33 protein-coding genes, 1 tRNA gene and 2 pseudogenes are annotated in these 26624 nt (G+C 59.8%); 29 read left to right on the plus strand and 7 right to left on the minus strand.

Annotation, left to right across the window (positions count from 1 at the left end; all coding sequences use genetic code 11):
* Positions 1 to 29: 29 nt before the first annotated feature.
* The 28 genes and pseudogenes from PDR5_RS13295 to PDR5_RS13425 all read left to right on the plus strand — a co-directional run bounded on the left by PDR5_RS13295 (position 30) and on the right by PDR5_RS13425 (position 22673).
* Positions 30 to 350: a phage holin family protein gene (locus tag PDR5_RS13295; protein ID WP_064596150.1), complete on the plus strand. Its 321-nt coding sequence runs from the start codon at positions 30 to 32 to the stop codon at positions 348 to 350.
* A gap of 402 nt (positions 351 to 752) precedes the next feature.
* Entirely contained in the window at positions 753 to 1322 is a 570-nt protein-coding gene (locus PDR5_RS13300; RefSeq protein ID WP_064596152.1) for a hypothetical protein, read from the plus strand.
* A gap of 4 nt (positions 1323 to 1326) precedes the next feature.
* Positions 1327 to 3321, plus strand: coding sequence for a phage terminase large subunit family protein (locus tag PDR5_RS13305; protein ID WP_064596154.1), 1995 nt, complete (start codon positions 1327 to 1329; stop codon positions 3319 to 3321).
* A gap of 1 nt (position 3322) precedes the next feature.
* Positions 3323 to 3529 carry a phage head-tail joining protein gene (locus tag PDR5_RS13310; protein ID WP_064596156.1) on the plus strand — a complete coding sequence of 69 codons (207 nt, stop codon included), beginning with the start codon at positions 3323 to 3325 and terminating at the stop codon, positions 3527 to 3529.
* The gene (locus PDR5_RS13315; protein ID WP_064596159.1) at positions 3529 to 5010 is read left to right on the plus strand and encodes a phage portal protein; all 1482 of its coding nucleotides are present in this window, start codon (positions 3529 to 3531) and stop codon (positions 5008 to 5010) included. The genes PDR5_RS13310 and PDR5_RS13315 overlap by 1 nt, the downstream gene beginning before the upstream one ends.
* Positions 5007 to 6155 (plus strand): head maturation protease, ClpP-related, encoded by a 1149-nt coding sequence (locus tag PDR5_RS13320; RefSeq protein WP_064596161.1) that lies wholly within the window; start codon positions 5007 to 5009, stop codon positions 6153 to 6155. The genes PDR5_RS13315 and PDR5_RS13320 overlap by 4 nt, the downstream gene beginning before the upstream one ends.
* A 2-nt stretch (positions 6156 to 6157) precedes the next feature.
* Positions 6158 to 6502, plus strand: coding sequence for a head decoration protein (locus PDR5_RS13325; protein ID WP_064596168.1), 345 nt, complete (start codon positions 6158 to 6160; stop codon positions 6500 to 6502).
* 62 nt (positions 6503 to 6564) lie between these two features.
* Positions 6565 to 7560: a major capsid protein gene (locus tag PDR5_RS13330; RefSeq protein ID WP_064596172.1), complete on the plus strand. Its 996-nt coding sequence runs from the start codon at positions 6565 to 6567 to the stop codon at positions 7558 to 7560.
* Between the two features lie 2 nt (positions 7561 to 7562).
* A complete protein-coding gene (locus tag PDR5_RS13335; protein WP_064596174.1) occupies positions 7563 to 7883 on the plus strand; it encodes a head-tail joining protein in 321 nt (106 codons plus the stop codon).
* Positions 7880 to 8545 (plus strand): hypothetical protein, encoded by a 666-nt coding sequence (locus tag PDR5_RS13340; protein ID WP_064596176.1) that lies wholly within the window; start codon positions 7880 to 7882, stop codon positions 8543 to 8545. The genes PDR5_RS13335 and PDR5_RS13340 overlap by 4 nt, the downstream gene beginning before the upstream one ends.
* On the plus strand, positions 8538 to 9053 hold the full coding sequence (locus PDR5_RS13345; protein WP_064596178.1) for a hypothetical protein: 516 nt from the start codon (positions 8538 to 8540) through the stop codon (positions 9051 to 9053). The genes PDR5_RS13340 and PDR5_RS13345 overlap by 8 nt, the downstream gene beginning before the upstream one ends.
* A gap of 29 nt (positions 9054 to 9082) precedes the next feature.
* Positions 9083 to 9619, plus strand: coding sequence for a phage baseplate assembly protein V (locus PDR5_RS13350; protein WP_064600795.1), 537 nt, complete (start codon positions 9083 to 9085; stop codon positions 9617 to 9619).
* A gap of 52 nt (positions 9620 to 9671) precedes the next feature.
* Positions 9672 to 9920 carry a hypothetical protein gene (locus tag PDR5_RS13355; RefSeq protein ID WP_064596180.1) on the plus strand — a complete coding sequence of 83 codons (249 nt, stop codon included), beginning with the start codon at positions 9672 to 9674 and terminating at the stop codon, positions 9918 to 9920.
* A 5-nt stretch (positions 9921 to 9925) separates the two neighbouring features.
* On the plus strand, positions 9926 to 10252 hold the full coding sequence (locus PDR5_RS13360; protein WP_064596181.1) for a GPW/gp25 family protein: 327 nt from the start codon (positions 9926 to 9928) through the stop codon (positions 10250 to 10252).
* The gene (locus PDR5_RS13365; RefSeq protein ID WP_064596184.1) at positions 10249 to 11130 is read left to right on the plus strand and encodes a baseplate assembly protein; all 882 of its coding nucleotides are present in this window, start codon (positions 10249 to 10251) and stop codon (positions 11128 to 11130) included. Before PDR5_RS13360 ends, PDR5_RS13365 begins: the two co-directional genes overlap by 4 nt.
* A 1-nt stretch (position 11131) precedes the next feature.
* Positions 11132 to 11740 (plus strand): phage tail protein I, encoded by a 609-nt coding sequence (locus tag PDR5_RS13370; RefSeq protein WP_064596186.1) that lies wholly within the window; start codon positions 11132 to 11134, stop codon positions 11738 to 11740.
* Positions 11733 to 13745 carry a phage tail protein gene (locus tag PDR5_RS29300; protein ID WP_082934406.1) on the plus strand — a complete coding sequence of 671 codons (2013 nt, stop codon included), beginning with the start codon at positions 11733 to 11735 and terminating at the stop codon, positions 13743 to 13745. Before PDR5_RS13370 ends, PDR5_RS29300 begins: the two co-directional genes overlap by 8 nt.
* Positions 13746 to 13747: 2 nt before the next feature.
* On the plus strand, positions 13748 to 14173 hold the full coding sequence (locus tag PDR5_RS13380) for a phage tail assembly chaperone (protein WP_156669330.1): 426 nt from the start codon (positions 13748 to 13750) through the stop codon (positions 14171 to 14173).
* Between the two features lie 103 nt (positions 14174 to 14276).
* The gene (locus PDR5_RS13385) at positions 14277 to 15446 is read left to right on the plus strand and encodes a phage tail sheath subtilisin-like domain-containing protein (RefSeq protein ID WP_064596190.1); all 1170 of its coding nucleotides are present in this window, start codon (positions 14277 to 14279) and stop codon (positions 15444 to 15446) included.
* 13 nt (positions 15447 to 15459) lie between these two features.
* Entirely contained in the window at positions 15460 to 15963 is a 504-nt protein-coding gene (locus PDR5_RS13390; RefSeq protein ID WP_064596192.1) for a phage major tail tube protein, read from the plus strand.
* 13 nt (positions 15964 to 15976) lie between these two features.
* Positions 15977 to 16267: pseudogene (locus PDR5_RS30160) on the plus strand (phage tail assembly protein); the annotation flags it as partial.
* A gap of 75 nt (positions 16268 to 16342) precedes the next feature.
* Positions 16343 to 16576, plus strand: a pseudogene (locus PDR5_RS30165) (phage tail assembly protein); the annotation flags it as partial.
* 150 nt (positions 16577 to 16726) lie between these two features.
* Positions 16727 to 19387, plus strand: a complete 2661-nt coding sequence (locus PDR5_RS13400; RefSeq protein ID WP_064596194.1) for a phage tail tape measure protein — start codon at positions 16727 to 16729, stop codon at positions 19385 to 19387.
* A 9-nt stretch (positions 19388 to 19396) separates the two neighbouring features.
* Positions 19397 to 20242: a phage tail protein gene (locus PDR5_RS13405; protein WP_064596195.1), complete on the plus strand. Its 846-nt coding sequence runs from the start codon at positions 19397 to 19399 to the stop codon at positions 20240 to 20242.
* A complete protein-coding gene (locus tag PDR5_RS13410; RefSeq protein ID WP_064596196.1) occupies positions 20217 to 20423 on the plus strand; it encodes a tail protein X in 207 nt (68 codons plus the stop codon). Before PDR5_RS13405 ends, PDR5_RS13410 begins: the two co-directional genes overlap by 26 nt.
* A gap of 96 nt (positions 20424 to 20519) precedes the next feature.
* Positions 20520 to 21569 carry a phage late control D family protein gene (locus PDR5_RS13415; RefSeq protein WP_064596197.1) on the plus strand — a complete coding sequence of 350 codons (1050 nt, stop codon included), beginning with the start codon at positions 20520 to 20522 and terminating at the stop codon, positions 21567 to 21569.
* Between the two features lie 49 nt (positions 21570 to 21618).
* Complete coding sequence (locus PDR5_RS13420) at positions 21619 to 22152, plus strand: glycoside hydrolase family 19 protein (RefSeq protein ID WP_064596198.1); 534 nt, start codon at positions 21619 to 21621, stop codon at positions 22150 to 22152.
* Positions 22149 to 22673 carry a lysis system i-spanin subunit Rz gene (locus PDR5_RS13425; RefSeq protein ID WP_064596200.1) on the plus strand — a complete coding sequence of 175 codons (525 nt, stop codon included), beginning with the start codon at positions 22149 to 22151 and terminating at the stop codon, positions 22671 to 22673. The genes PDR5_RS13420 and PDR5_RS13425 overlap by 4 nt, the downstream gene beginning before the upstream one ends.
* Here the strand turns inward: PDR5_RS13425 and PDR5_RS13430 are convergent.
* From PDR5_RS13430 to PDR5_RS13450, 5 genes are all read right to left on the minus strand, one after another.
* The gene (locus PDR5_RS13430; protein ID WP_064596202.1) at positions 22645 to 23001 is read right to left on the minus strand and encodes a hypothetical protein; all 357 of its coding nucleotides are present in this window, start codon (positions 22999 to 23001) and stop codon (positions 22645 to 22647) included. The genes PDR5_RS13425 and PDR5_RS13430 overlap by 29 nt on opposite strands.
* Before the next feature lie 463 nt (positions 23002 to 23464).
* Entirely contained in the window at positions 23465 to 23917 is a 453-nt protein-coding gene (locus PDR5_RS13435) for a transcriptional regulator (RefSeq protein WP_064596204.1), read from the minus strand.
* A 1-nt stretch (position 23918) separates the two neighbouring features.
* Positions 23919 to 24248, minus strand: coding sequence for a hypothetical protein (locus PDR5_RS13440; RefSeq protein WP_064596205.1), 330 nt, complete (start codon positions 24246 to 24248; stop codon positions 23919 to 23921).
* 111 nt (positions 24249 to 24359) lie between these two features.
* Positions 24360 to 24569 (minus strand): hypothetical protein, encoded by a 210-nt coding sequence (locus tag PDR5_RS13445; protein WP_064596206.1) that lies wholly within the window; start codon positions 24567 to 24569, stop codon positions 24360 to 24362.
* 209 nt (positions 24570 to 24778) lie between these two features.
* Positions 24779 to 24866 (minus strand) — tRNA-Ser (locus PDR5_RS13450).
* Between the two features lie 122 nt (positions 24867 to 24988).
* On the opposite strand from PDR5_RS13450, the gene PDR5_RS13455 reads away from it, so the two are divergent.
* Entirely contained in the window at positions 24989 to 25660 is a 672-nt protein-coding gene (locus PDR5_RS13455; protein WP_007955123.1) for a Bax inhibitor-1/YccA family protein, read from the plus strand.
* A 72-nt stretch (positions 25661 to 25732) separates the two neighbouring features.
* Here PDR5_RS13455 and PDR5_RS13460 read toward each other — a convergent pair whose 3' ends face one another.
* A complete protein-coding gene (locus PDR5_RS13460) occupies positions 25733 to 26059 on the minus strand; it encodes a YceK/YidQ family lipoprotein (RefSeq protein WP_064596208.1) in 327 nt (108 codons plus the stop codon).
* Positions 26060 to 26099: 40 nt separating this feature from the next.
* A complete protein-coding gene (locus PDR5_RS13465) occupies positions 26100 to 26537 on the minus strand; it encodes an Lrp/AsnC family transcriptional regulator (RefSeq protein ID WP_064596210.1) in 438 nt (145 codons plus the stop codon).
* Positions 26538 to 26624: the final 87 nt, after the last annotated feature.

The following is a 26624-nucleotide window of genomic DNA, read 5'->3' on the forward strand; positions in this document are numbered from 1 at the left end:
TGGAGGTCGAATCTATTTGAGGGAAAAAAATGAGCACGGAGCAACAAGCTCTTGCGGATGTACCGCTTTGGCTTTTGATATTGCTGAGCATGGCCGGCCTGTCGGGTGAGATGTTGAGGGCCTCCGGCAGCGATCTCGGGTTACGGCAGATCTTGCAGCGAGTAGCTTTACGTTTTCTTGCTTCAGGTCTGCTGGGCATGGCAACGCTACTGCTAGCGATGGCGCTCTGGAACAACCTCTACGTCGCTGCCGGATTGGGCATCGTCATTGCGGTGATTGGTGCCGATGTTGCCGGTGGTTTGTACACCCAGTTCTTAGCAAAGAAGGCAGGCGTTCAAGTCGATGAGTAAGCCACTGACAATCAAACGTTCCAAGGAGACTAGCCGATACGGGGCCGAGTGATGGCGAGGGTCATAGGTGAGACCTGACCCGACCTGGAGCTGACATCGCCGGGGACCCTGGGATTATCGGAAGGGTACGGGGTCGGAAACCCGCGGGAAAGCGTTAGCCACAGGGCTGGAAAGTTAGTTGACAGCGGTTGACAGGTTGACAAGGAATTCTGTGTTTTCAGCGACAGCGTTCGCATGACCCAAACAGTGTTTTTTAGTGGAGTCCCCCCGGTTCTATTGGGCTGTAGGCGTTTTCATGCCTGTTCATTTTCTTAAACAGCAGCCCCGGCGCAATGGTCGGAAGGCCTGTCAACTAAGCCGGGTTAGTTGACAGGCTTAACAAGCCACGACGATGGAGGCCGCATGGCTTTTGTAACTCGCAAGGAGTACTGCGAGCTGAAGGGGTGGTCTCGGCAGTACGTTGGCAAGCTGGTCAAGAGTCAACGACTGGTTCTAAATGCTGCCGGGAAGATTGATGTAGAGGCCAGCGAGCGGCTTCTGGCCATGACGAGCGACCCGAGCAAGGCCGGCGTCGCCGCTCGACATGAACGCAATCGTCCGAAACGGGATGATCAGCCACCTCTGGAAATAGTCATCGCAGACTTTGTAGATGACCCCTCTGGTGAGGTACCCGACTTTCAAAAGTCACGCGCGCTTCGTGAGCACTACCTGTCGCTTCAGGAAAAAAACAACTTCCTTAAAGCCCAAGGCACCTTGGTAGAGCGCAAAGCGGTCGAAGATGCGGCCTATAACGCCGGTCGCTTACTGCGCGATCTTTTGCTTGGAATGGCTCCGCAGCTCGCGCCTGAGCTGGCCTCGCTGTCTGATCCATGGCAAATCGAAAAGCGTCTGACGTCGGCTTTACGACAAACACTGGAAGATGCTGAGCGGCTGTCAGCAGCAGATCTACAACAAGCCATTACCCCGAGCTAAACCTATGTCCTTAGAAATGTCGAACGGTGCGACGGTGTACCGCGAAGCGTATTTCCGTGGGCAGCGACCAGAGCCAGATGTCTGGATTGATCAGTGGGCCGACGAGTACATGCGCATTCCGCGCGACACGGGTGCGGCCGAGCCTGGTCAATACCACACTTCGCGCACCCCTTATGCGCGTGAGCCGATGCGCTGTCTGTCACCTGCCCACCCGTGCAAGCGCGTGGTGACCATGGTGGCCTCGCAGTTGATGAAAACGCAGATCGCCTTGAACTGGATCGGCGGGCTGATCCATATGGCACCGTCCAACATCCTCACGTTGTTGCCCAGTCTGGGGTTGGCCAAGCGGGTATCGTCGCGGATTGGTAAAACCATCAAGGCGACGCCGGTGCTGCGTGAGCGCGTGGCGTCCAACCGCTCGCGAGATGCGCGCAACACCATGGACACGAAGGAGTTCGAGGGTGGTTCGCTGTACATCACCACGGCCGGTTCTGCGGCCAACCTGGCGGAGCTTTCCGCACGCTACATCTACGGCGACGAGGTTGATCGCTGGAGTGTCGACGTGGGCGAAGAGGGCGACCCGGTCGAACTGGCCGAGACTCGCGGCAGTACGTTCGGCCGTAACGCAAAATTTTACTTTTCCAGTTCGCCGACGGTCAGGGGGGCGTCCCGGATCGCTGATCTGTTTGAGGTCAGCGATCAGCGTTACTACTACGTACCGTGCCCAACCTGTGAACACATGCAGGTTCTGGAGTGGGAGCGTTTGCATTACTCGGCGGATTTTCAGGTTGTGCATTACCAGTGTGCCGGCCCCGACTGCGACGTACTGATCGAGGAGCGCTATAAGGGCGAAATGCTGGCGAAAGGGGAGTGGCGAGCACACACCCAGGGCGATGGCGAAACTATTGGTTTTAACTTGAATGCGTTGTACTCGCCGCCCGGCTGGACCGGTTGGGCCTCGTTGGCCAAGCAATTCGAGAAGGCTAAAAAGGCTCAGGCCAAAGGTGATCTGGAGCCGATGCAGGTGTTTTACAACACCCGTCTGGCCAAGGTCTGGGATAGCGCTCAGGAGCAAACCTCAGCCGGTGTGCTGATGGATCGGGCGCGACTGGAAAGCTACGGGCTTGGCTCAATGCCCGACGGCGTATTGATGCTGACCGCTTCTGTTGACACCCAAGCCAACCGCCTGGAACTGATGGTGATGGGTTGGGGTGCTGGCATGGAGCGCTGGGTGGTCGACTTTCAAGTGATCTCCGGCGACCCTGCCGATGAGCGCACTTGGGTGGCGCTGGATGAGTTACTCAAGGCCCGTTACCGACACCCTTGTGGTGCTGAGCTGATGATCATGGCGACTGCGGTCGACTCCGGTGGTAACCATACGGATGAGGTCTATCAGTTCTGTCGTATGCGCCGCTGGCGCAGCGTGTTCGCCATCAAGGGGGGGAGCAAGCGGGGCCGGCCGGTGATCGCGCAGCGACCTTCGATGGTCGACGTGACATGGAAGGGACTGACTGAACGGCATGGCGCCGAGCTATGGATTGTCGGTACCGACACGGCGAAGGACTGGATCTACAACCGCTATGCATTCGACACCGGCCCGGGAGCGCTGCACTTTGCCAACGACCTGCCGGATGACTTTTTCGCCCAGTGTGTGGCTGAGCGCAAAGTTACCCGTTACGTCAGGGGGCATAAACGCATTGAATGGACCAAGGGCAAGTCCGAGCGCAACGAAGCGCTCGACCTGTTGGTTTACAACCTGGCCATGGCCCATTACCTCGGCATCAATCGCTACCAAGATCACGATTGGGCGCGGATTCGGCAGGCGGTCATCCAGTCGGCTTCGGGCGATAGTGGCCAACCCGTTCAGAGCGAGCGGCTCAGCCGGCCAGTCGAAACACCGGCAGGACCACAGGCGCCGCAACCCGCCGTGAAACCACGTCCGACAACGGCCCACCCACAACGCCGCAGCTCCACCAGTGGCTACCTGAAGAGACGCTGATATGTCATTTACGAAAAAGCACCTCGACGCGGTTGAGGCGGCCATTGCTCGCGGTGAGAAAACTGTGCGCTACACCGACCGTACCGTGGAATACCGCACGGTCGATGAACTGCTCGCGGCGCGCGCGGAAATACGCTCATCGCTGGCACGCGACGCCGGGCCACGTTCGCGCGTGGTCCGCCTTTATCACGGGGGCAAGGGACTTTAATGGCCCGACATTTTCCGACGTTGACCCGTAACGGCTTTGTGCTGCCGTCCAACATCAAGGCCAGTTACGAAGGCGCTGGTGAAGGCCGCCGATCCGCTAACTGGGACGCTCCCGACAACGGGATCAACAGCATCAACACCCCGGCACTGCGCAATTTGCGGTCGCGCTCCCGGGCAGCGGTTCGCAATGACCCGTATGCCTTCAACGTCATCGACAAGCGCGTCAGCAACCTGATCGGCACCGGCATCACCCCTCGGCCAGCGACCGATGATGATGCCCTGCGCAAGCTGCTGCAGGAGTTGTGGAGCGATTGGGTTGATGAATCTGATGCGGATGACCGTACCGACTTTTACGGCCAGCAGGCGCTGGTGGCGCGCACGGTGGAAACATCGGGTGAATGCTTTGTTCGCTTGCGTCCTCGCAGTCGGGACGAAGGCTTGGCGGTTCCGCTGCAGTTGCAGATTCTGGCGCCGGAGTTCGTGCCGCACGACAAATTCGAGAGCACCAAGAACGGCAACGTCATCCGAGCCGGCATCGAGTTCACGCCCGGCGGCAAGCGGGTAGCGTATTGGATGTACCTGTCGCACCCGCGTGATGCGGCTTCATTGAACGCCGGCTACAACCAGCTAGTGCGCGTCCCGGCCGCGCAGGTGCTGCACATCTTCGAACCGGTCGAACCTGGCCAGTTGCGCGGTGTGCCGCGATTGTCGCCGGTTCTGAAACGTCTACGCAGTCTGGACAACTACGACGACGCGGTGCTGTTCCGTCAGGAGGTGGCCAACCTGTTCGCCGGTTTCATCACGCGCCCGCCGCCGGACGCGGGTCCGGCTCCACGCGATCCGGTCACTGGCGCGTTATTGGATCTGGACCGCGACGGCTTCACGCCCATGGTTGCGCTCGAACCTGGCACCATGCAGGAACTCGGTCCGGGCGAAGAGGTGGAATTTTCCAAACCGCCGGATGCGGGCAACAACTACCCGGACTTCATGCGTCAGCAGTTGATGGCTGCAGCGGCGGGTAGCGGTACGCCTTACGAGATCCTCACCGGCGACATGCGCGGAATCAACGACCGAGCGCTGCGGGTTGTACTCAACGAGTTTCGGCGCCGCCTGGAACAACTCCAATTCAGCGTGTACGTCCATCAACTTTGCCGTCCGGTGCGGGCCGCGTGGATGGACATGGCGGTGCTGTCGGGTGTTCTGGTGCTGGACGATTACGCACAGAAGCGCCGCCAGTACCTGCGCACTCGCTGGGTACCGCAAGGCTGGGCCTACATCCAGCCGGTGCAGGACGTGCAAGCGCGAGCGATGGAGGTGAGAGCCGGTTTTTCGTCGCGCAGCGAGATGGTCTTGCGTACCGGCTACGACGCCGAAACGGTCGATCTGGAAAACGCCGCCGATCTGGCGCGGGCCACCGCATTGGGCATCAACTACAACACCCTGGATGCCGTCGAAGACACCGACGACAAGGAGCAACCATGAGCAAGAGCGCGAAACCGCGTATTTACAACCGCGCCGGCAAACGCGTCGAGGTAAAGGACAAGACCTGGTATGCCGTTAATGCCAGCGGCGAAGCGGCCGATCGAGTGATCGAAGTCTTCGTTTATGGCGAGATCGGCGCGTGGGGTATCACTGCCAATCAGTTCGTGCAGGATCTGCGCGCCCTGGATGACGGTGTGTCGCCGGTAGTCGCCGCGTTCAACAGCATCGGTGGCGATCTGTTCGATGGTCTGGCCATGCACAACGCGCTGTCGCGGCTGGGCGAGCGCTGCACCGGCCGGATCGATGCACTGGCCGCCAGTGCGGCCAGTGTGGCCGTGTGCGGTGCACACCGCGTAGTCATCGCGGCGAACGCCATGCTGATGATTCATAACCCCTACACCTATACAGGCGGGGACGCTGAGGACTTTCGCCGGGTCGCTGATGTGCTGGATCAAACCTTGGAGGCGATCATTGCAGCCTATAAGGCCAAGGCGCCCAACATCGACGACGCGGAACTGCGGCGAATGGTTAATGCAGAAACCTGGCTGACTGCCAATGAAGCATTGGCCCTCGGTCTGGCTGATGAAGTCGGCGACGGCATCAAAGTCAAAGCGTGCCTCGGTCAAGGCGCGGTGCTGCAACGATTCCAGAACGCACCGGCTGATTTGCTGGCCCAGCTCGACGAGGCACCCGAGCCGGATCCGGATCTTGATCCTGTCGATCCGCCGCCGGTGCCGCCCGTTGTGGCCTCGGCCAAGTTGGCATTGATGGTCACTCAGCGCTGCACGGCGGCGGGCATCAGCAACCTGATCGAACCGCTGCTCAAGTCCACCCAGCTTGAAAGTGAAGAGATCGTTTTGGCGGGTCTGGAACGCGCCAAGGCGATTAACGACCTCTGCGTGGCCGCGCGGCTGCCGGAATTCAGCACCGAGTATGTCGCGGCAGGTCTGGATGCGCCGGCGGTGCGGGCGCGTCTGTTCGACAAGATTGTCACCAGCGGTAAGGGCTTTGAAATCGACAACAGTCTGCCGCTGGCGTACGACCTGGCGCCCAAGGTGCTGGCCAAACAACCTGACCCCAACTCGATTTGGGCTGCTCGCCAAGCGGCTCAAACTGGAACCGCGCGCGGCGCGAAAGGAGCATGAGCATGAACATCAAACGGGAACCGATTCACGCAGGTGAATTCCTGCTGTCCGAAGGCGCCGGAAACATTTCGCGGGAAACGATCAATGTCGCCGCTGGCCCGGCACTGAATTCGGGCCAAGTCCTCGGGCTGGTGACGGCCACGGGCGAGTTTGCGCCGTATGATCCGGCCGCCGAAGACGGCACCCAATCTGCTGTCGCGATCCTTTACGGGCCGTTGGGTGAGTCGGACATCGTGCGCCGTGGTCGCGCGGTGGCACGCATGGCTGAGGTCAGCGAAGCGCACCTGACAGGGCTGGATCCTGAAGCCGAAAAAGATCTGGCGGCTCATTTCCTGATCGTCCGCTAAGACGTTTCCTTCTTTATATGCATCCCGCCGCGTGCGGGATTTTTCGTTTCTGGAGAGTACCCATGGCCGATATCGCCATTTTTGAAGACGAAGCGTTTACCGTTACCTCGCTGACCGCTGCACTCAATGATCAACCCTACCTGCCGGGCCGCATCAGCGCCCTGGGCCTGTTCCGCGAGGAAGGCATTACCACCCTGACCGTGCAGATTGAAAAGGACGGTGACACCCTGGCACTGGTGCCGGCCGGTGAGCGCGGTGGTTCTGGCCTGGTGGTTGCTGCGAGCAAGCGCAACCTGATCCCGTTCAACACCGTGCACCTGCCGGAGCGTTTCACCATCAAGGCGGATGAGATCCAAGGCATCCGCGCCTTCGGCACTCGCACTGAGCTGCAGGCGGTGCAGGACGTGGTCAATGCGCGGCTGGCTAAGGCGCGTCGTCAGTTGGACGCCACCCACGAATTCCAGCGCATGGGCGCACTCAACGGTCAGATCCTCGACGCTGATGGTTCGACGGTGCTGCTGGACTTGTATGAGCGCTTCGGTGTGCAACGTCAGAAGATGTCCATGGGGCTGACTGAAGCCGGTACCGAGCTGCGGGTCAAGTGCGGTGAGGCGCTGGACATGCAGGAGGATGCGCTGGGCAGCGTGACCAGTACCGGTTCGCGCGCTTTCTGCGGCAAGAACTTCTGGAACAAGCTGATTGTTCACAAGTCGGTCAAAGAGACCTACCTCAACAGTCAGCAAGCGGCAGCGCTGCGTGGCGACGCCCGGGAAAGCTTCGAGTTCGGCGGCATCATCTGGGAGCGCTACCGTGGCAAGGTGGCCGGCGTGTCTTTCGTCCACGACGATAAGGCGCTGCTGGTTCCCGAAGGCGTGCCCGATCTGTACATCTCGGTGTTTGCACCGGCCGACTACATGGAAACGGTCAACACTCAGGGCATTCCGTACTACAGCATGATCGAGCCGCTGCCCTTCAACAAAGGCATGGCCGGTGAAGCGCAGTCCAACCCACTGCACCTGTGCACTCGACCGCGTGCCCAGATCCTGCTGGAACTCTGACCGTGGGCTTTCGCGATCTGATCGCCGAGGTCGACGCGGTGGTGTTCGAAACGCTGGGCGATACCGCGCGGATCGAGGGTCGCGACGAACCAGTGTTCGGCATGTTCGCCGCGCCCTGGCTGCAACCCAAGTTCGGCAAGCTCAACACCGGGTTGCGTGAGCCTCGCTTCGAGATCCGCGTCAGCGATTCGCATGGTCTGGAACAGGGAATGCGGGTCAGCGTTGACCTGCCTGCCTTGGACGGCGGCGGTGACTACGACCTGATCCAGCTCGAACCGAGCGGTGACGGGCTGGTCGCCCTGATTCTGAGGTTACGGCCATGAGCGTCGGCAGCTATTTCAAACCCTCGGCCGGGGGCGGGATGATCTCCATCCAGTCCTCGGCCGCAGACTTTCAGGCGTTTCAGGACTTTGCCAAGGTGGTGCCGAAAGCGGCTGCGGCGGCGCATCGGCGCGCGATCAACAAGACGTTGGGTAGGTTGCGCACGCACATCGCCCGAGCCGTCAGCCGGTCAGAGCGCATTGCCGTAGCGGCGGTGCGTCAGCGGTTGCGCAGCTATCCAGTTTCCGGGGCGGCCGCGAGCGGCAAACTGTGGTTCGGGTTGAACACCATCGAATCCAGCCGGATCGGCCGGGCGCGGCAGACCGGCAGTGGTGTGTCGGTGGCGGGGCGGCGTTACGAAGGTGCCTTTCTCAAGAAGGTCTACGGCAACAAGCCCGACATCTGGATCCGCACGGCCAGCAAGCATTTCAACGCGGACGACTACCCGGACAGCACGGTGTCACCCGGTCGCGGGCCGAGTTCGGGTTGGGTCGCTGAAAACGGTAGTCGTTTCCCGCTGTCCAAAGCCAAGGTGTCGCTTGAGCAAGCCCGGCCGCATTTCGACAGCTGGGTCAAAAAGGCAGACGAGATCCTGTTGGCGATTCTCAAACAAGAACTCAACTTTGAGCTGCAGAAATACCTCAAGAGGATCGGCAATGTCTGACGAACCGTTCAGCCTGGACCAGCTTTATCTGGCGGTAGAACAGCATCTGCGTACCCACTTGCCGGGCGTGCAGACCGTCACCGCTTGGCCAGACATTAAGGATCGCGTGTCGCTGCCGGCGGTGTTTCTGGAAGTGGCCGAGATTGAGCCGGGTACCGATATCGGTACCGGCGAAACCTCGCTGGTCTGCAAGTTCGAGGCGCGAATCATCGTTGACCCGATCAAGCCGCACCATCATCAACAGGCCGTGCAGTTGGCGACCCAGTTGGCGGTGCTGCTGCGTGCGCAGACGTGGGGGTTGCCAGTTGAACCCGCCGAGTTTGTGCAATCGTTGCAGGACTGGACGCAGCCGCACCTGGATGGATACACCGTGTGGCTGGTGGAGTGGACGCAGCAGGTTTATCTCGGCCTTGAAGAATGGCCGTGGCCAGACGAACCGCCGGGCATGTTGCTCATTGGATTCAACCACGACGCCAAAGAGGACTTTGTCCCTGCGGAGGATGTGTGAGTGGCTATGCGAGTGCCCAGCACGACCGCATGCTCGCCGGGGTGGTCAAGGCTTGCTATGTGGTCGCGGTGGATCTGACGGCATCGCCGCCGGTGTGTCGCGTGTCGGATGGCAGTGATTGGGTCAGCGCTTGGGTGCGCTGGCACAGCATCGCCGCCGGCAAGGCCAGGCACTGGCGGGCGCCGTCTTTGGGCGAGCAGGGCAGTTTGATCAGTCCCAGCGGTGACGTGTCACAAGGCACGTTTGTGCCGGGCCTGTATGGCAATGCCGGACCCCCGCCAGACAACCGCGACCATGTCGAGGTCTGGCGTTTTGATGATGGCGGCTCGTTGATCTACGACTGGCAGGCCAAGAGCTACGCCATCACCCTGCCGAGCGGTACGGTCAGCATCAAAGTGGCCAGCACGGAAGCGGTTGTAACCGATGCCGCCGTGAGCGTGACCACCGGCAACATCAACCTGAAGGCGGCGGTGATGATCGACGGCGCGTTGCATGTCACCAAGGGCATCACCAGCGCCGGAGCAATCATCGACGCCACCGGCAACAGCAACCACCACACGCATTAATTCAATCACCACAGCCCGCCCAGTGCGGGCTTTTTCATGCCTGGAGAAATACATGGCCAAGATCGATACGACCCTCACTGAGGTGCAAGCGTCCTCGGAACCGGCAATTGCATCCTTAACGTTCTCATCGCCCGAGTTCTTGAAATTCCGCGACAAGCTCTACACGTCGCGACTATTGATCGTCCCCGCCACTGGCCGTTCCTATCCCGTCGACAAGGCGACGGTCGTGGTGCCGGCCTCCGACATTGAAGCGGTCAAGTTCCTGAAAGCCAGCGACGAATACGAGCCGTTCAAGGAGTGACATCGATGATCGGAATGGATCGCCACACCGGCCTACCCATATCCGGCATCGAGCACCTGCGCCAATCCATTGCCGATATCTTGAGCACGCCGCTGGGTAGTCGCCGGCACCGTATGGAATACGGCAGCAAGCTACGGCGGTTTGTCGATTTGCCCATCAACGAAGGCTGGAAAAGCGCTGTACAGGCTGAGGTTGCCCGCGCTCTGGAGCGCTGGGAGCCGCGTTTGAAGTTGGATCAGGTGCGGGTCATTTCCGTCATTGGTGGGCAAATCAATTTGCAAATCGTCGGGAAGTTCATAGGCGACAGCGTCACGTTGGAGGTGGCCGCATGAGTACCGTAGATCTGTCGTCGCTTCCGGCGCCGACCGTGCTGGAGCCTCTGGACTTTGAAGAGGTTTACCAGGACGGGCTGAGCGTGTTTCGCGGGTACATGGGCGGGAACTGGACGGCCGCGCTGGAAAGCGATCCAGTGGTCAAAGTGCTTGAGGTCGGGGCTTACAACAAGGTCGGTAACCGCGCCCGGGTCAATGACGCCGGCAAGGCGCTGTTACTGGCGCATGCCATTCGCGGCGACCTCGATCACTTGGGGGCCAACGTCAATCTGACGCGCCTGGTCATTCAGGCCGAGGATCTGCTGGCGGTGCCGTCGTTACCCACGGTCATGGAAGACGACGACCCGTTTCGCGAACGCATCCAGTTGGCCTATGAGGGTTTGACCACGGCCGGCCCGCGTAACAGCTACATCCTGCATGCGCGTAACGCCTCTGGACTGGTAGCAGACGCCACGGCCGAAAGCCCGAAGCCCTGTTACGTCACGGTCACAGTGCTGGGATTGGACGGGGAAGGCGAAGCACCGCCGGAACTGCTGGCGACGGTGGCGGCTGCGCTGAATGACGAGGACGTGCGGCCGGTTGGTGATCGGGTGACGGTGCAGAGCGCGCAGGTGATCCGTTACGAGATCGACGCCATTTTGCACATGGCCAGCGCCGGCCCCGAAGCGGATGCCAGTCTGGCCGAGGCCAAAAGCCGCTTGGCAGCTTGGATCAATCCACGCAAGCGGCTGGGCGTCGAGGTCGCCCGCTCCGCTGTTGACGCCCAGTTGCACGTTGCCGGCGTTGCCCGGGTTGAGTTGGTCGGATGGCAGGATCTGGCCCCAACCAAGGCGCAAGCGGCGTTCTGTACACGCTACAACGTGAGGCTGGCGAGCTGATATGAAAAGCCTTCTGCCGCTCAACAGCACACAACTGGAACGGGCCATGGAGGCTGCGTTCTTCGAAAAGACGATTGTTCCACTGCGCGACCTCTACAACGCCGATACCTGCCCGGTTCATCTGCTACCGCACCTGGCATGGGCGTGGTCGGTGGATCGCTGGGATTACCGTTGGAGCGAAGCTACCAAGCGCGCGGCCATCAAGGCGTCGTACTACATCCACAAGCACAAGGGCACCATCGGCGCTCTGCGTCGCGTGGTTGAGCCACTGGGCTACTTGATCGAGATCGTCGAGTGGTTCCAGACGGTGCCCGAGGGTGTGCCGGGTACCTTCGCGCTGAAGGTTGGCGTTCTCGACACGGGTATCACCGAGGAGATGTACCAGGAGCTGGAACGTCTGATTGACGATGCCAAACCCGTCACCCGGCAACTGACCCGGCTTGCGATTAGCCTCGAAACCCAAGGCAATTTAGACATTGCCGTGTCCCTCTACGACGGCGACGAAATCGATGTTTACCCGCCCGTCATGCGTGACATTGAGGTCACCGGCAGCATTGGCGTGGTCGGCCGCGAACACACCATAGACACCCTGGACGTTTATTATGATTGATGCGAATTCGCAGTTTTTCGCGATCCTCACGAACGTGGGGATGGCCAAACAGGCGAACGCCGACGCGCTCGGCATTGCCTGGAAGATCACGGAAATGGGGGTTGGCGATGCGAACCCGGGAGGGTTGGCCGACCCGCCCAATCCAGTGCCGGCGGCCACTCAGACCAAGCTGCTTAACGAATGGCGCCGCAAGCCGCTGAATCAGCTTCGCGTTGACCCGGTCAACCCGGCGGTGATCATCGCCGAGCAAATCATTCCGGCCGACGAGGGCGGTAAGTGGATCCGCGAAATCGGCCTCTACGACGCTGACGGGGATCTAGTGGCGGTGGCCAACTGTGCGCCGAGCTTCAAGCCGCTGCTGTCGCAAGGCTCCGGCCGCACGCAAGTGGTGCGGATGAACTTCGTGGTCAGCAGTACGGGCAACATCACGCTCAAGATTGACCCGGCGGTGGTGCTGGCGACCCGTGAGTGGGTGCTTGCGCAGATTCTCGAGGAATTGAGCAAGCTCGACATCAAGCAGTCGGTGCGCGCTGCCACCACGGCCAATATCAATTTGGTCGGTTTGCAGGTGGTGGACGGGGTTTCGCTGAACGCCGGCGACCGGGTGCTGGTGAAAGACCAAATAGCGGCCAAGGACAACGGCCCGTATGTGGTGGCGGTGGGTGCGTGGGTGCGGGCCAAGGATGCGGATAACAGCACCAAGGTGACGCCGAACCTGACGGTAGCGGTCGAGGTCGGCGCTACTCAGGCCGACACGATCTGGCAACTGGTGACGGATGGCCCGATTGTCGTGGGCACCACCGCGCTGACGTTCAAGAACATCACGGACGGTTTCGCCCGGCTGTTCTCGCCGACGTTTATCGGCAATCCCACGGCCCCCACGCCGGCGCAGTTCGATAGCAGCAAGTCGTTGGCGACGACTGAGTTTCTAAAGCGGCGCGGTATCGAGTATTCGGGGTTCACAACCAACGACGCGAGCTTGGTGCTTTCGGCGGCGCACGTCGGCGGCCTGCACAGTTTCTCCGCCGCTGCGCAGCTCACGGCGACCTTGCCGCCAACGGCGGGCGTGGCGCAGGGGGCCACGATCACGCTGGCCAGCGCCGGCTCGGGCGGGCTGAAAGTCGTGGGTTCGGGAACTGACGTGGTGTACACCTCGACCGGTGTTGCCGGGCCTCTCGTGTTGGCCCTGGGCGACACGGCCGGATTCATCCGCCTGCAGGACCAGTGGCGGCTGATCGGCGGCACTGCGGCGCTACCTTTTGCGGGGGTCATGGCCGGGCCAAGCTTTTCGACTCGGCCGCAATTTGATGATTCCAAGGCTCTGGCTACCACGGAGTTTGTGAAGCGGGCGCTTGGTAATTGCAAGGGTTTCGTTTACGTGTCTGCCAATACAGTGCTAACGGCGGCTCAGGTCGGCAGTTATGTCTCGTCGAACGTCGGTTCAGGGGCCGTCAATGTCGGATTGCCTTTGCTCAGCTCGGTAGCTCCGGGATCGATGTTCGTTATCTCCCACTCATCGACAGCGATGGCGTCGTTTGCAGTAACGACATCGGGTAGCGATGCGCTTGTATTTGAAGGGCTGGCCGACACTGCGGCGCCTTACGTCATGGCGGTGGGTGAAACGCTGACTGTTGTCTCCACTGGAGTGGTCTGGAAAGTCGTGGCCAGTAACGGCGCAAGGTTTCTGAAGCATGGCGGCGGGTTCGCTGCTGGCGTGGGCGTTCAGGGCTATCAGAAGCTGCCGAGTGGGACAGTGATTCAAAGGGGCACGGGGACGACGGTTAACGGAACTGGCACAGTGTCATTTCCTGTCGCATTCCCTACGGCTTGCCATCAGATTCTGGTTACGGAATCCGCCGGGGGTGGCTGGAGCCCGTCGAACTTCACGGTTTACGGCGCGGGCGCTAAAACCCTATTGGGCGCCACAATTCGATCAATGAACTGGAGCGGGTCTTCTTGGACAGGGACGACCGGCAACTTCCACTACATCGCCATAGGAGAATGATCATGTTGTTTAGTCCAACCACATGCGGTTTCTATGATCCTGACATCAATCTCGTTATTCCTGATGATGCAGTGGTAATTAATGATGATCTTTATGCCGAGCTTTTGCTTGGCAACTCGCGTGGAATGATCATTTCGTCAGATAAACATGGTTATCCATGCCTAGTTTCTCCGGAACCGCCATCGGTGGAATACCTCGCTGAGGTCGAGCGAGCTTGGCGCGATGTCCAGTTGTCAGTGACCGATGCTTTGGTGGCTCGGCATCGCGACGAGCTGGAAGAGGGCGGCTCCACCTATCTCACTGCCGAGCAGTACGCGGAGTTGCAGGCCTACCGCCGGCAGTTGCGCGACTGGCCGCAAGGCTCGCAATTCCCGCTCGCCGAGCATCGGCCGATCGCGCCGCCCTGGTTGATCGAGCAAGTCCAATAGACGCCCCGCACTGACGGGGCGTTTTCTTTTCCGTTACGCGTAACACGCACACCCTCACAGCCTCGCTTATGCGGGGCTTTTTCGTTTCTGGAGACTGACCCTTATGAGTGGTTTATTTCACGGCATCACGACTACGGTGGTGGAGACCGGCGCGCGCACCATCTCGCTGCCGTCGTCGTCGATTATCGGCCTGTGCGACACCTTTACCCCGGGCCAACTCGGCGGCGGTACGGCCAAGGCCGGCGAACTGAAGTTGATCACCACCGAGCGCGAAGCCATTGCCGCGTTCGGTGCCGACTCGGCCATCACCAAGGCCTGTCAGGCGATCTACGTCAAAGCCAAGGCCGTGATCGTCGCTATCGGCGTGCCCAAACTGGAAGACGCCGCGCTGCAAACCTCGGCGATCATCGGCGGCGTGCTGGCCTCGGGTCAGCGTACCGGCCTACAGGCGTTGCTCGACGGCAAAAGCCTGTTCAACGCCCAACCGCGATTGCTGATCGCACCGGGCCACACGGCGACTCAGGCGGTGGCCACGGCCATCGACAGCGTGGCGCAGAAACTGCGTGCCATCGGCATCATCGACGGGCCGGGTACTACAGACGAGGCTGCCATGGCCTACGCCGATAACTTCGGCAGTCGCAACCTGTTCATGGTCGACCCGGGCGTCAAGTATTGGGACACCGTCACCAGCGCTACGGTCGACGCGCCCGGCTCGGCTTGGGCTGCAGGCCTGTTTGCGTGGACGGATGCTGAATACGGTTTCTGGGCCTCGCCATCGAACAAGGAGCTGACCGGCATCACCGGCACCGGCCGCGCGGTCGAGTACCTGGACGGCGACGAGACCTGCCGGGCCAACCTGCTCAACAACGCCAATATCACCACGATCATTCGAGATGACGGTTATCGCCTGTGGGGTAACCGCACGCTGTCGAGCGATCCGAAGTGGGCCTTTGTTACTCGCGTTCGCACGCTGTTCATCCTCATGGACGCTGTGCAGGCCGGGCACAAATGGGCGGTCGACCGCTCGATCACCAAGACCTATGTGGCCGATGTCACCAACGGTCTGGATGCATTCCTGCGCGACCTGAAAGCCCAGGGCGCGATCATCAACTTTGAAGTGTTCGCCGACACCGAACTGAACACGGCCAGCCAGATCGCCCAGGGCAAGGTGTATTGGCGCATCCGTTTCACCGATGTGCCGCCAGCAGAGAACCCGAATTTCCTTTTCGAAGTCACCGATCAGTGGATGACCGAAGTGCTTGAAGCAGCCTAAGGGGGCGTAGCAAATGATTCCTCAGACTTTGTACAACACCAACCTGTTCGTCGACGGCGTGAACTTCTCCGGCGATGTGCCTAGCCTCACGCTGCCCAAGCTGACCACCAAGACTGACGAATATCGTGGCGGCGGCATGGCCGGCCCCATCGATATGGATCAGGGGCTTGAGAAAATGGAAGCCTCGTTTGTCACCAAGGGCGTGCGCCGCGAGTCGCTGAAGTACTTCGGCCTGGCCGACGGCACGGCGTTCAACGCCACGTTTCGAGGTGCCTTCAAGGGCCAGAAGGGTGCGGTAACAGCGGTCGTTGCCACTCTGCGCGGTCGCCTCAAAGAGGTCGACATGGGCGACTGGAAAGCCGGTGATGCGGCCGAGATCAAACACGCCGTTTCGGTCACGTACTACAAGCTCGAAATTGACGGGCGCCTGATGTACGAAATCGACATGGTCGCCGGCATTCAGGTGATCGACGGCAAAGACCAACTGCTCGAAGTGCGCAACGCGCTCGGCATGTAAGGAATAGATCCAGATGACTCAAGTAATCGCTAAAACCCTGCCTGCCTGGCTGTCGCTCAGTGCAATCGGTGCCGTCGTAACCCTGACCCGCCCAAGCCAAGCCAATAGCGTCGACGTCGAGGCGTTGACCCTGCGTGCCCCGACCGTGCGTGCGGTACGCGCGGCCGATCGCGCCGCCAATGGTGACGACGAACAGCGCGAGCTGATGTTGTTCGCCGGTCTGGCTGAAGTCGGGCTGAAGGATCTGGAAGGCCTCAAGCTGACGGATTATCGCCGCGTGCAAACGGCGTATTCGCACCTGGTACCGAAAACCGATTATTCGGACTCGATGCCGGCGTGGTTGTCGCTAACCACCGATCAGGTGCTGGTGACGCTGTCGTGTCCGAGTGAAATCAATGGCGTGACCGTCGACAAGCTGGCCTTGCGTTCGCCGACTGTGGGCGACGTGCGAGCGGCCAACCGTGAGGTGGGTGGCGACGATGAGCAGCGCGAGCTGGTGTTGTTTGCGGCGCTGTCCGGCGCTTCGGTGGCGGATCTGGAGGGGCTGAAGCTGGTGGATTTTAACCGCTTGCAGGCCGGCTATTTTCGCATGGACAACGACGACGGGCTTTAACCCCAGCGTGATCAAGTCGGCGGCGAAACGTCTGGCGGCGGAAACCGGATTTTCCGCCGCTGAGATCCAGTCGATGCCGTTCGCGGATATGGTGTGGTGGCTCACGGATTGAGCCGCCATCGGTAGTGCTGGGCACATGAGGGCCACGACATGGCAAACAAACTCGCCCTCGGGCTGGTGATCGGCGGTGCCGTCAGTTCCACGGTCGGCGCCGCGTTCAAGGATGTGACCGGGCGCATCAAGCGCCTTGAGGCTGAAGGCAACAAAGCGCGCGTGCTGCAGCGCACGATTGGCGACACCATCCGCCTGCGCGAAGAATGGAAGAAGGCTCACGACACCGGTGCGTCCGGTGCGTCCAAATTACTCAACCGCTTGAACTCGAACCTGGACAGTTTGAAAAAGCAGGGGATCGAGGTCGGCAAGCTGGAAAAAGCCTATCGCTCGATGGGGCAAACGGCCAACAAAGCCGAGCTGAAAGCCAAGGGGCATCAGCAGATCGATTCTGGCGTAAAGGGCATGAAGGGCGCTGTCGGTGCTGCGGTTGTGGGTGTCGGTGCCATGGCGGTGCCGGCCAAGGTCAGCGCTGATTTTGGCGCCATTGTGCGAGACATCGCGATCAAGGCCGGCATTGCCAACAAGCCGCAAGAGCAGGAGATGTCGCGCAAGATTATCGACACGTCACGCGATATCGGCATGGCGCGCAACGATGTGGCTGACGTGGTCAATCAGTTGGTCGGCGCCGGTATGGACTTGAGCAAGGCGCTGGAATACGCGCCTGTCGCGGCCAAGTTTGTCGTGGGGCAGGGATCCAGCGGCGTCGACACGGCGAAGATGATCAACGCCCTGGGGCAGAACGCCAAGATCACCGACCCCAAGCAAATGCAGCAGGCGCTGGAGGCGATTGCCTACCAAGGGCAGGCGGGCAGCTTTGAAGCGGCCGACATGGCCAAGTGGTTCCCGGAACTGCTGGCCAACATGGCCAGCAACGGCATTACCGGCTTGGATGCGGTGACGCAACTGGGCGCCATGTTGCAGGTGCAGATGAAGCAGGCCGGCAGTTCGGACGAAGCGGCCAACAACCTGAAAAACTGGATGGGCAAAATCGGTTCGACCGATACGGTCAAGGCTTATGAAAAAGCCGGGATCGACTACAAAGGATCGATGCAGACCGGTTTGCAAAACGGCATGTCGACGCTTGAGACCAGTATGGCGCTGGCTCAGAAATACATTCAGGCGACCGATCCGAAGCGTGCGGCGGCCATGGCCGAAGCGACGTCAAAGATCAGCAAGGAAGCCGATCCGGACAAGGCGAAGGCCATGATGGCTTCGCTGGAAGAATCGTTGCGCACCGGTGACCTGTTCGCCGACATGCAGGTCAAGGCCGCACTGTCGGCCTACATGCAGAACAAGGCGCTGTACAGCCAGCTCAAAAACGATTCGCGTGAGGCGACCGGGATCCTCGACAAGAACCTCGCCGAGCGGCGTGAGTCGTCATCGCAGAAATGGGCGGAAATGGCCCAGTCGATGGATGACGCCATGCGTAGCATCGGTGATGCGCTGCGGCCGGTGACGGACACTGTGGCCGAGTCGTTGACCAAGGTTACTAAAGGCATTACGTCGCTGACGGATAGCGCGCCAGGGGTAGTTGCCGGTATCGCCACGGTCGGGGCGGGGCTGATCGCCTTAAAAGGTATCTTCAGCACGATCAAAATCAGCAAGGGGCTACTTAACCTTGCACGTGGTTCGCGCGGTGGCAGTAGAGAAAGAGACGCCGGCAATCAAAAGCCCGGAGAACTTGATCTGGTAGCGACTGGCCTGGATGTTGTTTCGCGGGTGAAGGAAGCGGCAACGGGCGGCGGCCTTGGCACTGAAACTGGCGCAGGTAACGACGGCGTCAAAAAGGTTTTCGTCGTCAATGCCGGTGCTATGGGTGGCGGTGTGGATGCGTCGGGCGAATCGCGCCGACGTGGACGTGGGTCAAGGCGCAGCGCTCGGCGTCGGTCGTTGCCGAGTTCGAGAGGGCCTCGCCCGTCTGTGCCTCGTCCACCTGTTCCGGTTTCACGCCCATCTGTTCCGGCTCCGCGTCCACCTGTTTCGATCCCGACGCCATCAGCCCCTGCCGTTCCAAGTGGGGCGCTGTCAAAGCTCGGCGTCGTTGCAGAGTCCGTCGGTAAGGTCGGCAAGGCGGCTAAGGTCATTCCTGGCGGCACGCTGCTGGAGTCCGGTGCGATGGCTTTTGAAACCTTTCAAAACGCCAAGACCAAGGACGAAAAAGCCGAAGGCTACGGTGCGGCCGCCGGCAATCTGGCCGGCACCATGGCCGGTGCAGCAGCTGGTGCCGCCATTGGTTCGGTGGTGCCCATCATCGGCACGGCTATTGGTGGCCTGATTGGTGCTTACCTCGGCAGTCAGGGCGGCGCGGCGCTGGGCGGATCCTTGGGTAAATCGCTGTTCGGTGGCGAGGATGAAAAGCCCGAACAGACTGCAAAGGCACCGGTGCCAACCACGCCGCTCATGATGGCGTCAGCGGGCCAGCAAGGACCGGCGCTGGGGGATGTCGCGCGCTCTATGGCGGTGACGGTGCCGCTCAAATCGGCGGCGACGGCGATCCAGCTCAAGGAGCCAGAAAAACCGGTGCCGGCCAAGGTGGACCAGCAGTTTCAGTACTCGCTGAACATGCCGGTCACGGTGCAGGGCGACGTCAAGGACCCGCAAGCTCTGGCGCAGGATCTGATGCCGCACATGCAGCGAATGATGGCGGATGCGGCGAAGAGTAACGCTGCCAAGCTGTACGACGAACCCCATGTCTAAGGAGGTTTCATGGCTTACATGGAGCAAATGCAATCGAGCCTGAAGTATTTGGTCGAGGCAGCGGAAACCGGGCGGCGCAGTGCTGACGGCATGCTGACCCCGGTCAACGGCGCGATCCGCGAACTGACCGGCGCCGCGTCCGAGCTGGAAAACATCCCGTTTGTTGGGCCGGCGATCGGGGCCAAGCTTCAGCGGGTCATGCGCGGCGTCGACGCAGCTCAAGCCAAGGTCGGTCAGGTGGTGGCGGTGTACGGCCGCGCCACTCGGGCGGCGGCTGAAGTGCAGGATCGGCTGGGCACGTTGAAGGAACAGGCGGGTAAGGCGGCCACGGCAATCAACAATGTCGCCGGCAAGGTCAGCCCGTCGCTGGCCAACATCGTGCCCACCAGTTCTTTTGCCGGGGAGGCCACGCCGGCGCCGGAGGCGGTGAAGCCGTTCCCGCACCTGATGATCATTCAGCCGCGCGATCCGAAGATTGAGCCGTACTACTTCAACCTCGATACGGCGGCCTTTGATGAGCTCAGTCGTTCGACCGAGTTCCGTTGGGCTTCGCAGGAGCGGTTGACGCGCCGGCCGGCGAAGCAGGCCATCGGTATGGGCGATGAAAAGTTAACGCTCAAGGGCACGATCTACCCAGGCTTCAAGGGTGGATTGAAGCAGCTCGACACCCTGCGTTCCATCGGGGCCAGGCTTCAACCGCTGACTCTGACCACCGGCTATGGCGAAGTGATCGGAACGTGGTGCCTGAAAAACATCAACGAGGAACAGTCCGCGCTGCTGCACGGCGGGATTGCTCGCAAACAGGGCTTCACTCTGGAGTTTGAGCGCTATGGCGACGACATGCAGGACGTCTGATGGCGACATGCTCGATGTCATTTGCAACAACGTTTACGGCCATCTGAATGGCAGCGTCGAGGCGGTGCTCGATGCCAATCAGGGGCTGGCCGATGAGCCTCAGCCGTTCCGGTCGGGCGTGATTATCGTCCTGCCGGATCTGCCCAGCCCGACCAGTGAGGGCGTCAGCTTGTGGGATTGACCCGGCGCTATGCCTTCGCCGGCGCCGCGTCGCGTTACGCGTAACGACACCTTGTTTTCTGGCCCGCCTTGTGCGGGCTTTTTATTGGAAAAAACCATGACTCCGATGTTTCGAATCGTCGCCGATGGGGCTGATGTCACGGCCAAGATCAATGATCGGCTGTTGTTGCTGCGTACTTCTGACAAGCCAGGCATGGAGTCCGACGAGTTTGAGCTGCGTATCGACGACCGTGACGGGCAAGTGCAATTGCCTCGTCGCGGCAGCTCAATCGAGATCTACCTGGGTTATGCCGAAACGACCTTGGCGCGCATGGGCAGTTACACCGTGGACACGGTCGAGGTATCAGGCCCACCGGATACCATCGTGATCAAGGGCAAGGCCAGCGACATGCGTGGCAGTGGCAAGACTATCCGTAGCGGAAGCTGGGAAGACGTGCCGCTGTCAAAGATCGTGGCTGACGTCGCCGCGCGCAATGGCTGGCAGCCGGTTTGCCCGGTGTCGACCAAGGTCGCCCGGGTCGACCAGCTCAACGAGTCCGATTTTAATTTCATCACCCGGTTGGCCAAGCAATACGACTGCACGGCCAAGGTGGCCGACGGCAAGTTGTTGGTGATGCCGCGCCAAGGTGGCCAGACAGCCAGCGGCAAGACGTTCGGCGCCATTACCCTGACTCGACGCGACCTCAGCCGTTGGCAGTTCAGTCTCGGTGATCGCAACTCACACAAGGCGGTCTCGACCAAGCATCAGGACAAGAAGAACGGTAAGCTCGCGGTGGTCACCATCGACAATGATGACGCTCCGGATGGCCTGCCGGCAGTGCATACCGACCGCCATATCTACCCAAACAAGACCGCTGCTGAAGCGGCAGCCAAGGCCCGTCTGTCAGCGTTCAACCGCTCGACCGCCGATGTGCGGCTTGAAATGCCCGGCCGAACGGACATCTTCGCCGAGCGGCCCATCATCGCTCAGGGTTTCAAGGTGGGGCTTGATGGCGAATACCTGGCGGATTCGGTCGAGCAGGTGTTCACCCAGTCCGGCTGGTCGACCACGGTCGAATGCAATGCCGGCAAAGCAGGTAAATCCAAGGGCAATAAAAAGAAAGGGCCGAAACCACCCCTCAAGGTGGTGAACATCGAGAAGCAGTAGCCGCATCCTATCGCCGCCTGAGTGCGGTTTTTTTACGTCTGGAGTTTGTATGTCCATCACTGAACAACAGCTGCAAAGCATCATGCCCAACGCCCGCCGCCAAGCGGGCGTTTTTGTTTCCGCCCTGAGCACCGCCATGCAGCATTACCAGATCGTCGGCCCCAAGCGCGCGGCCGCGTTCATTGCGCAGATTGGCCATGAGTCTGGCCAGCTGCACTATGTCCGTGAAATCTGGGGGCCTACCGCTGCGCAGCGCGGATACGAGGGACGCGAAGACTTGGGCAATGCCTTGCCCGGCGATGGCCGCAAGTATTGCGGTCGCGGCCTGATCCAAATCACCGGCCGGGCGAACTACGCCAAGTGCGGCGAGGCGCTGGGGCTCGACCTGATCAGCCATCCCGAACTGCTCGAGCTGCCGCAGCATGCCGCGATGTCGGCGGCGTGGTTCTGGAAACAGAAGGGACTGAATGATTTGGCCGATCGGGAAGAGTTCAACACCATTACTCGGCGAATCAACGGCGGACTGAACGGCTTGGCGGAACGCCTGGCGCTCTGGAAGAAGGCACGGGAGGTGCTGGCGTGACCGTGCCGTGGCGGCTGATCGGCTTGCTGGCGCTGGCGCTCGCCGGCGCCGGTAGCGCTTGGCAGGTCCAGGACTGGCGCTACGGTAATCAGTTGGCAGAGCAATCCCGGTTGCACACCGAAACCCTGAATCGACTGACCCAGGCTGCCGCCACCGCGCAGCAGGCCGAGCAGGACAAGAGGCTGGCGCTCGAGCAACGGCTCAAGGCCAGTGAACAAACCCGTTACCGAGCACTGAACGATGCCCAACGTGATCAGGATCGCCTGCGCGATCGTCTTGCCACTGCTGATCTGCGCCTGTCAGTCCTCATCGACGCAGGCGACGCTGCCCAAGGCTGCTGTGTGCCAGCCACCTCCGGCGCCGGCGGCGTGGATCATGCAGCCGTACGCGCCCGACTTGACCCAGCGCATGCTCAACGAATTGTCGCCATCACCGATGAAGGCGACCGGGGACTGATCGCGCTGCAGGCTTGCCAGGCGTACGTGAAGGCGATCAGCTCTCGCGCTCCTGCGCCTCCCTGAGAAGGCGCTGGTTTTCGTGGAAGAGGTGCGTGTTCTGATGCTTGATATCGTTGAACACGCGAAGCCGGCTCGAAAGCTCGGTAGTTTGAGACTGAAGGCGATTCACATCGGCCTGGGCTGCCAGCAACTGTTTCCGCAAAGAGTCACGGTCTTTGCTGGTCTCGGTGTTCATTTCCACCAGCTTGAATATCCGCTCCCGCTCTTCGCGAAGTTGCCGATTCAATTCCTCGAATTCATTTTCGTAGAGCCTGAGCTGCTGCCGGCAGGTTTCGAGTGGCGTCGGGCAGCCGAGCCAGTCGTCTGTGTCTTCTATATATAGGGGATCCACGGAGGTGCCTTGCTTAATACTGTTTTTATATACAGTAATCGAGGCGCGGACGGTCGGCGAGGGTGAGGCGACGAGCTGTAGGAGGGGCGGGGTAAAGGCCAGGATGGCCGTTCGGCCATCCTGGTGTGGAGCGCATCAGACTCGGCTGATGTAGATCTTAAAAGGCTTGCCGACCGCGCGAAGGATCTGGCCGCTTTTCAAGCGGCGCGTCCAACGCAGGATAAACGTGCCCCGTTCGTCGGTATAGGTCATGACCTAATCTCCGTGGGATTGTGGCCACTACTCATTAGGTGGACAGAACAGCCGAACGGGACTAGCATATGCACCTGCTACGGAATGCCTCTGCAAGCTGTTCGTATCTGCGGAAAGCGAGTGGAGTACTTTCCTGGCAGGCCGCAAGCCTGCCACCATCTAGCTGGCCACGGTGAGACGTGGTCAGCTAGATTATTTAGTTATTCCATCATTACGCACATTTTTTTTCAGGCTCCCAGCCGCTTCCACCATCCTTGAAGAACAATTCAGTGTCCTTTTTTTCTAGGTGGTTGATCTTTTCAAGAAGTTCTCGAACAGTGCTGGCCTTGTTCTGGCTTTCCAGATAAAGGCTTCTCAACGTCATGTCCGCGATTTTTTGGATAGGGTTTTCGCCAGACTCCCACTTTTTAACTGTCTCTTCTGAGTAACCGATGATACCGGCCAGAGATTTTCTGGTCAGCTTCACTTCGCTTCTCAGAAAGCGAAACTCATCGCCATTCAAGAGCGTGTTTTTTTCTACCAGCGAAAAAGCGATAGCTTTGTGCAAGCCTTTGACGTCTTCGATGTGAAAAACAGGCTTGCCATCACTGGAGACACCTACGGTGTAGCCATTCGCGAGCCACACGTTGGAGAGACCACAAGCTACATAATGGAACTGGTCCATTTCATTTCACCTCAATTGATGCAGACAGAACCTCAATCCAAGAGTCATCTTGGGTTAAGGCAAAAACGACCTTTACAAGCCCTTCATGGGAGTGAAAGGAAATTACTCCACGAGCTTCGTCATCACTGATCTCCAGCCCATGGTGCATTACCTGCCCCTCCGTTAAGCAATCCCAAATCTGTGGCATTGACAAGATTCGTGCGCTTGCAAGGTCATTTATATCTTGCGAGTAAGCAACCCTTTCTAGATCACTTGCGACCTCGTTGACGCGTCTTGTCAGCATCCTCGGGTGGTCTACTAATTTAGCGACATTTTTGCTGCTGCTCTGCATAGGGAACCACCCGCTTTTTTCAGAAGTATAGGTATTTAATACCTGTAAGGCAAGCGGCTTTGAATAACTAGCATCGACGAAGTGGTCGCATGGTTTACACAAGCTGGTGAGTTACTCTGGACTCATCATCAGCGCCAAGGTCATCTTGATGAACTCCTCATTTCGATCGATTGCACCCAGTGACACGCGAACGTTTTCCCCGACTTCGGCGAATCCGCGCTGCTCAACCCAAAGGGTGAGCTCCATGATGGCGGCTTCGAGGGCCAGTTGGTTCTCGTTGATTTTGTAGAGCAGGGAAGGGAGCAGATCAGAGTTAGACATCGCGGGTTCCTCCGTGAAAGAGCCCAGCGTAGCACCGTGTTACATGAAGAGTGTTTTATGTTCGGCAGGACGCCGGAGAAGGGAGTGAAAAGCTGCTAGTTATGGAACACGTCCAGAATAGTTATGGAACACATCTCGATGACCGCATATTTTTCAGAACGCCAGAAACGACAAAGCCCTGAATAATCAGGGCTTTGTCGTATCAAATATGGCGGAGGCGATGGGATTCGAACTCATGGACCTGTTACAGTCGACGGTTTTCAAGACCGTTGCCTTAAACCACTCGGCCACACCTCCGTTGCGTTGCGGGCGCCATAATACCTGAATGAAACACACTGTCAAACTCTGTGCATGGCTTGTTACAGAGCGTCTGTTATGATCTTTGCGACTGAACGTTTCAAACCAACAGGAGTGTCGCCATGCGCGAACAGGATTACGCAGTTCACAACAGCGTGCAGGCTGAGCAGCTAGAGGTTAGCCGCGTCCTGCGCAACACTTACGGTCTACTGGCGCTCACCCTCGCATTCAGCGGTGTGATGGCGTTCGTGGCCCAGCAGATGCGGGTCGGCTATCCGAATATTTTCGTGGTGCTGATCGGTTTCTACGGGCTGTTCTTCCTCACCAACAAGCTTCGTGATTCCGCCTGGGGCCTGGTGTCGGCGTTTGCCCTGACCGGTTTCATGGGGTTCCTGCTCGGCCCGATCCTCAACCGTTACCTGGGCATGCAGGGCGGCGCTGAAGTGGTCAGCTCCGCGTTCGCGATGACCGCACTGGTGTTCGGTGGTCTGTCGGCCTACGTGCTGATCACCCGCAAGGACATGAGCTTCCTCGGTGGGTTCATCACCGCCGGTTTCTTCGTTCTGCTGGGTGCGACGCTGGCAAGCATGTTCTTCCAGATCAGCGGCCTGCAACTGGCGATCAGCGCAGGTTTCGTGCTGTTCTCCTCGGTTTGCATCCTGTTCCAGACCAGCGCCATCATCCACGGCGGCGAGCGCAACTACATCATGGCGACCATCAGCCTGTATGTATCGATCTACAACCTGTTCGTCAGCCTGTTGCAGATCTTCGGCATCATGAGCCGCGACGACTGATCGCTGCACCGCTATAAACAGAAAACCCGCGAAAGCGGGTTTTTTGTTGCCTGCGAAAATACGAGCAGGCGCTCAATTGATCTCGATGCTGCCGTCTGCCTGTTGCTTGTAAATCGTGTAGGGCAACAGCAACGTATCGAGCACTCCCGACACGGCTGCATCGACCAGCAGACCCGGCGTCGCGTTCTTGTAGTTGAACGCATCGACGTCATCCGGCTTTTCGGCGTGCAGCATGCAGAAATCGTACGTCACGCCACTGTAGATGCGCGGTACAGCGCCGCAGTAGGATTTTTTAGTCTTCAACTGGTCGGTGGAAGACTTATCGCTGAACGCCACGGTCTGCACCGTCCCGCACCCGGCCAGCATCAACATCGCCAGCATCATTGCCTGAATTTTCATACCGCCAATCCTTCGCCGGAAAAAACACAATCTACGCCGCTCACGCCATCGGCGGCAATCGTCGTTTCACCGGGGTCTTCTTGACGATCGCGGTATTGGTTTCCGCCAGCGTGTTCAGCCGGTCAAGCAGGGTGTCCAACTGCTCCATCGAGCGCACATGCAGGCGCGCGATAAAACAATCTTCTCCGGTGACCTTGTCACACTCGGTGAACTCGGGAATCGAAAGGATCTGCCGCTCCACTTCCTGCAACTGCCCCGGCAATGGCCGCACCCGGACAATCGCCTGCAACTGATAACCGAAGCATTTCGGGTCAATCTCTACGGTGTAACCCTTAAGCACACCGCGCTCCTCCAGACGCCGCAGGCGCTCGGCCACGCTGGGCGAGGACAACCCGCTGATTTGCGAAAGGGCCTTGAGCGAGCGGCGCGAATCCTCCATCAGAGCTCCGATCAGGATCTGGTCGATATCGTCGGTCATACAAGAAACTCCCGCATTAGGCGAATGGCACAAACCACCCATGATAAAAAAGGCAGAAACCGAGTTTAGCCTGCTTTTTGCGCTGGA

The sequence above is a fragment of the Pseudomonas sp. DR 5-09 genome (assembly GCF_001655595.1).
In the GTDB taxonomy this organism is placed as follows: Bacteria; Pseudomonadota; Gammaproteobacteria; order Pseudomonadales; family Pseudomonadaceae; genus Aquipseudomonas; species Aquipseudomonas pharyngis.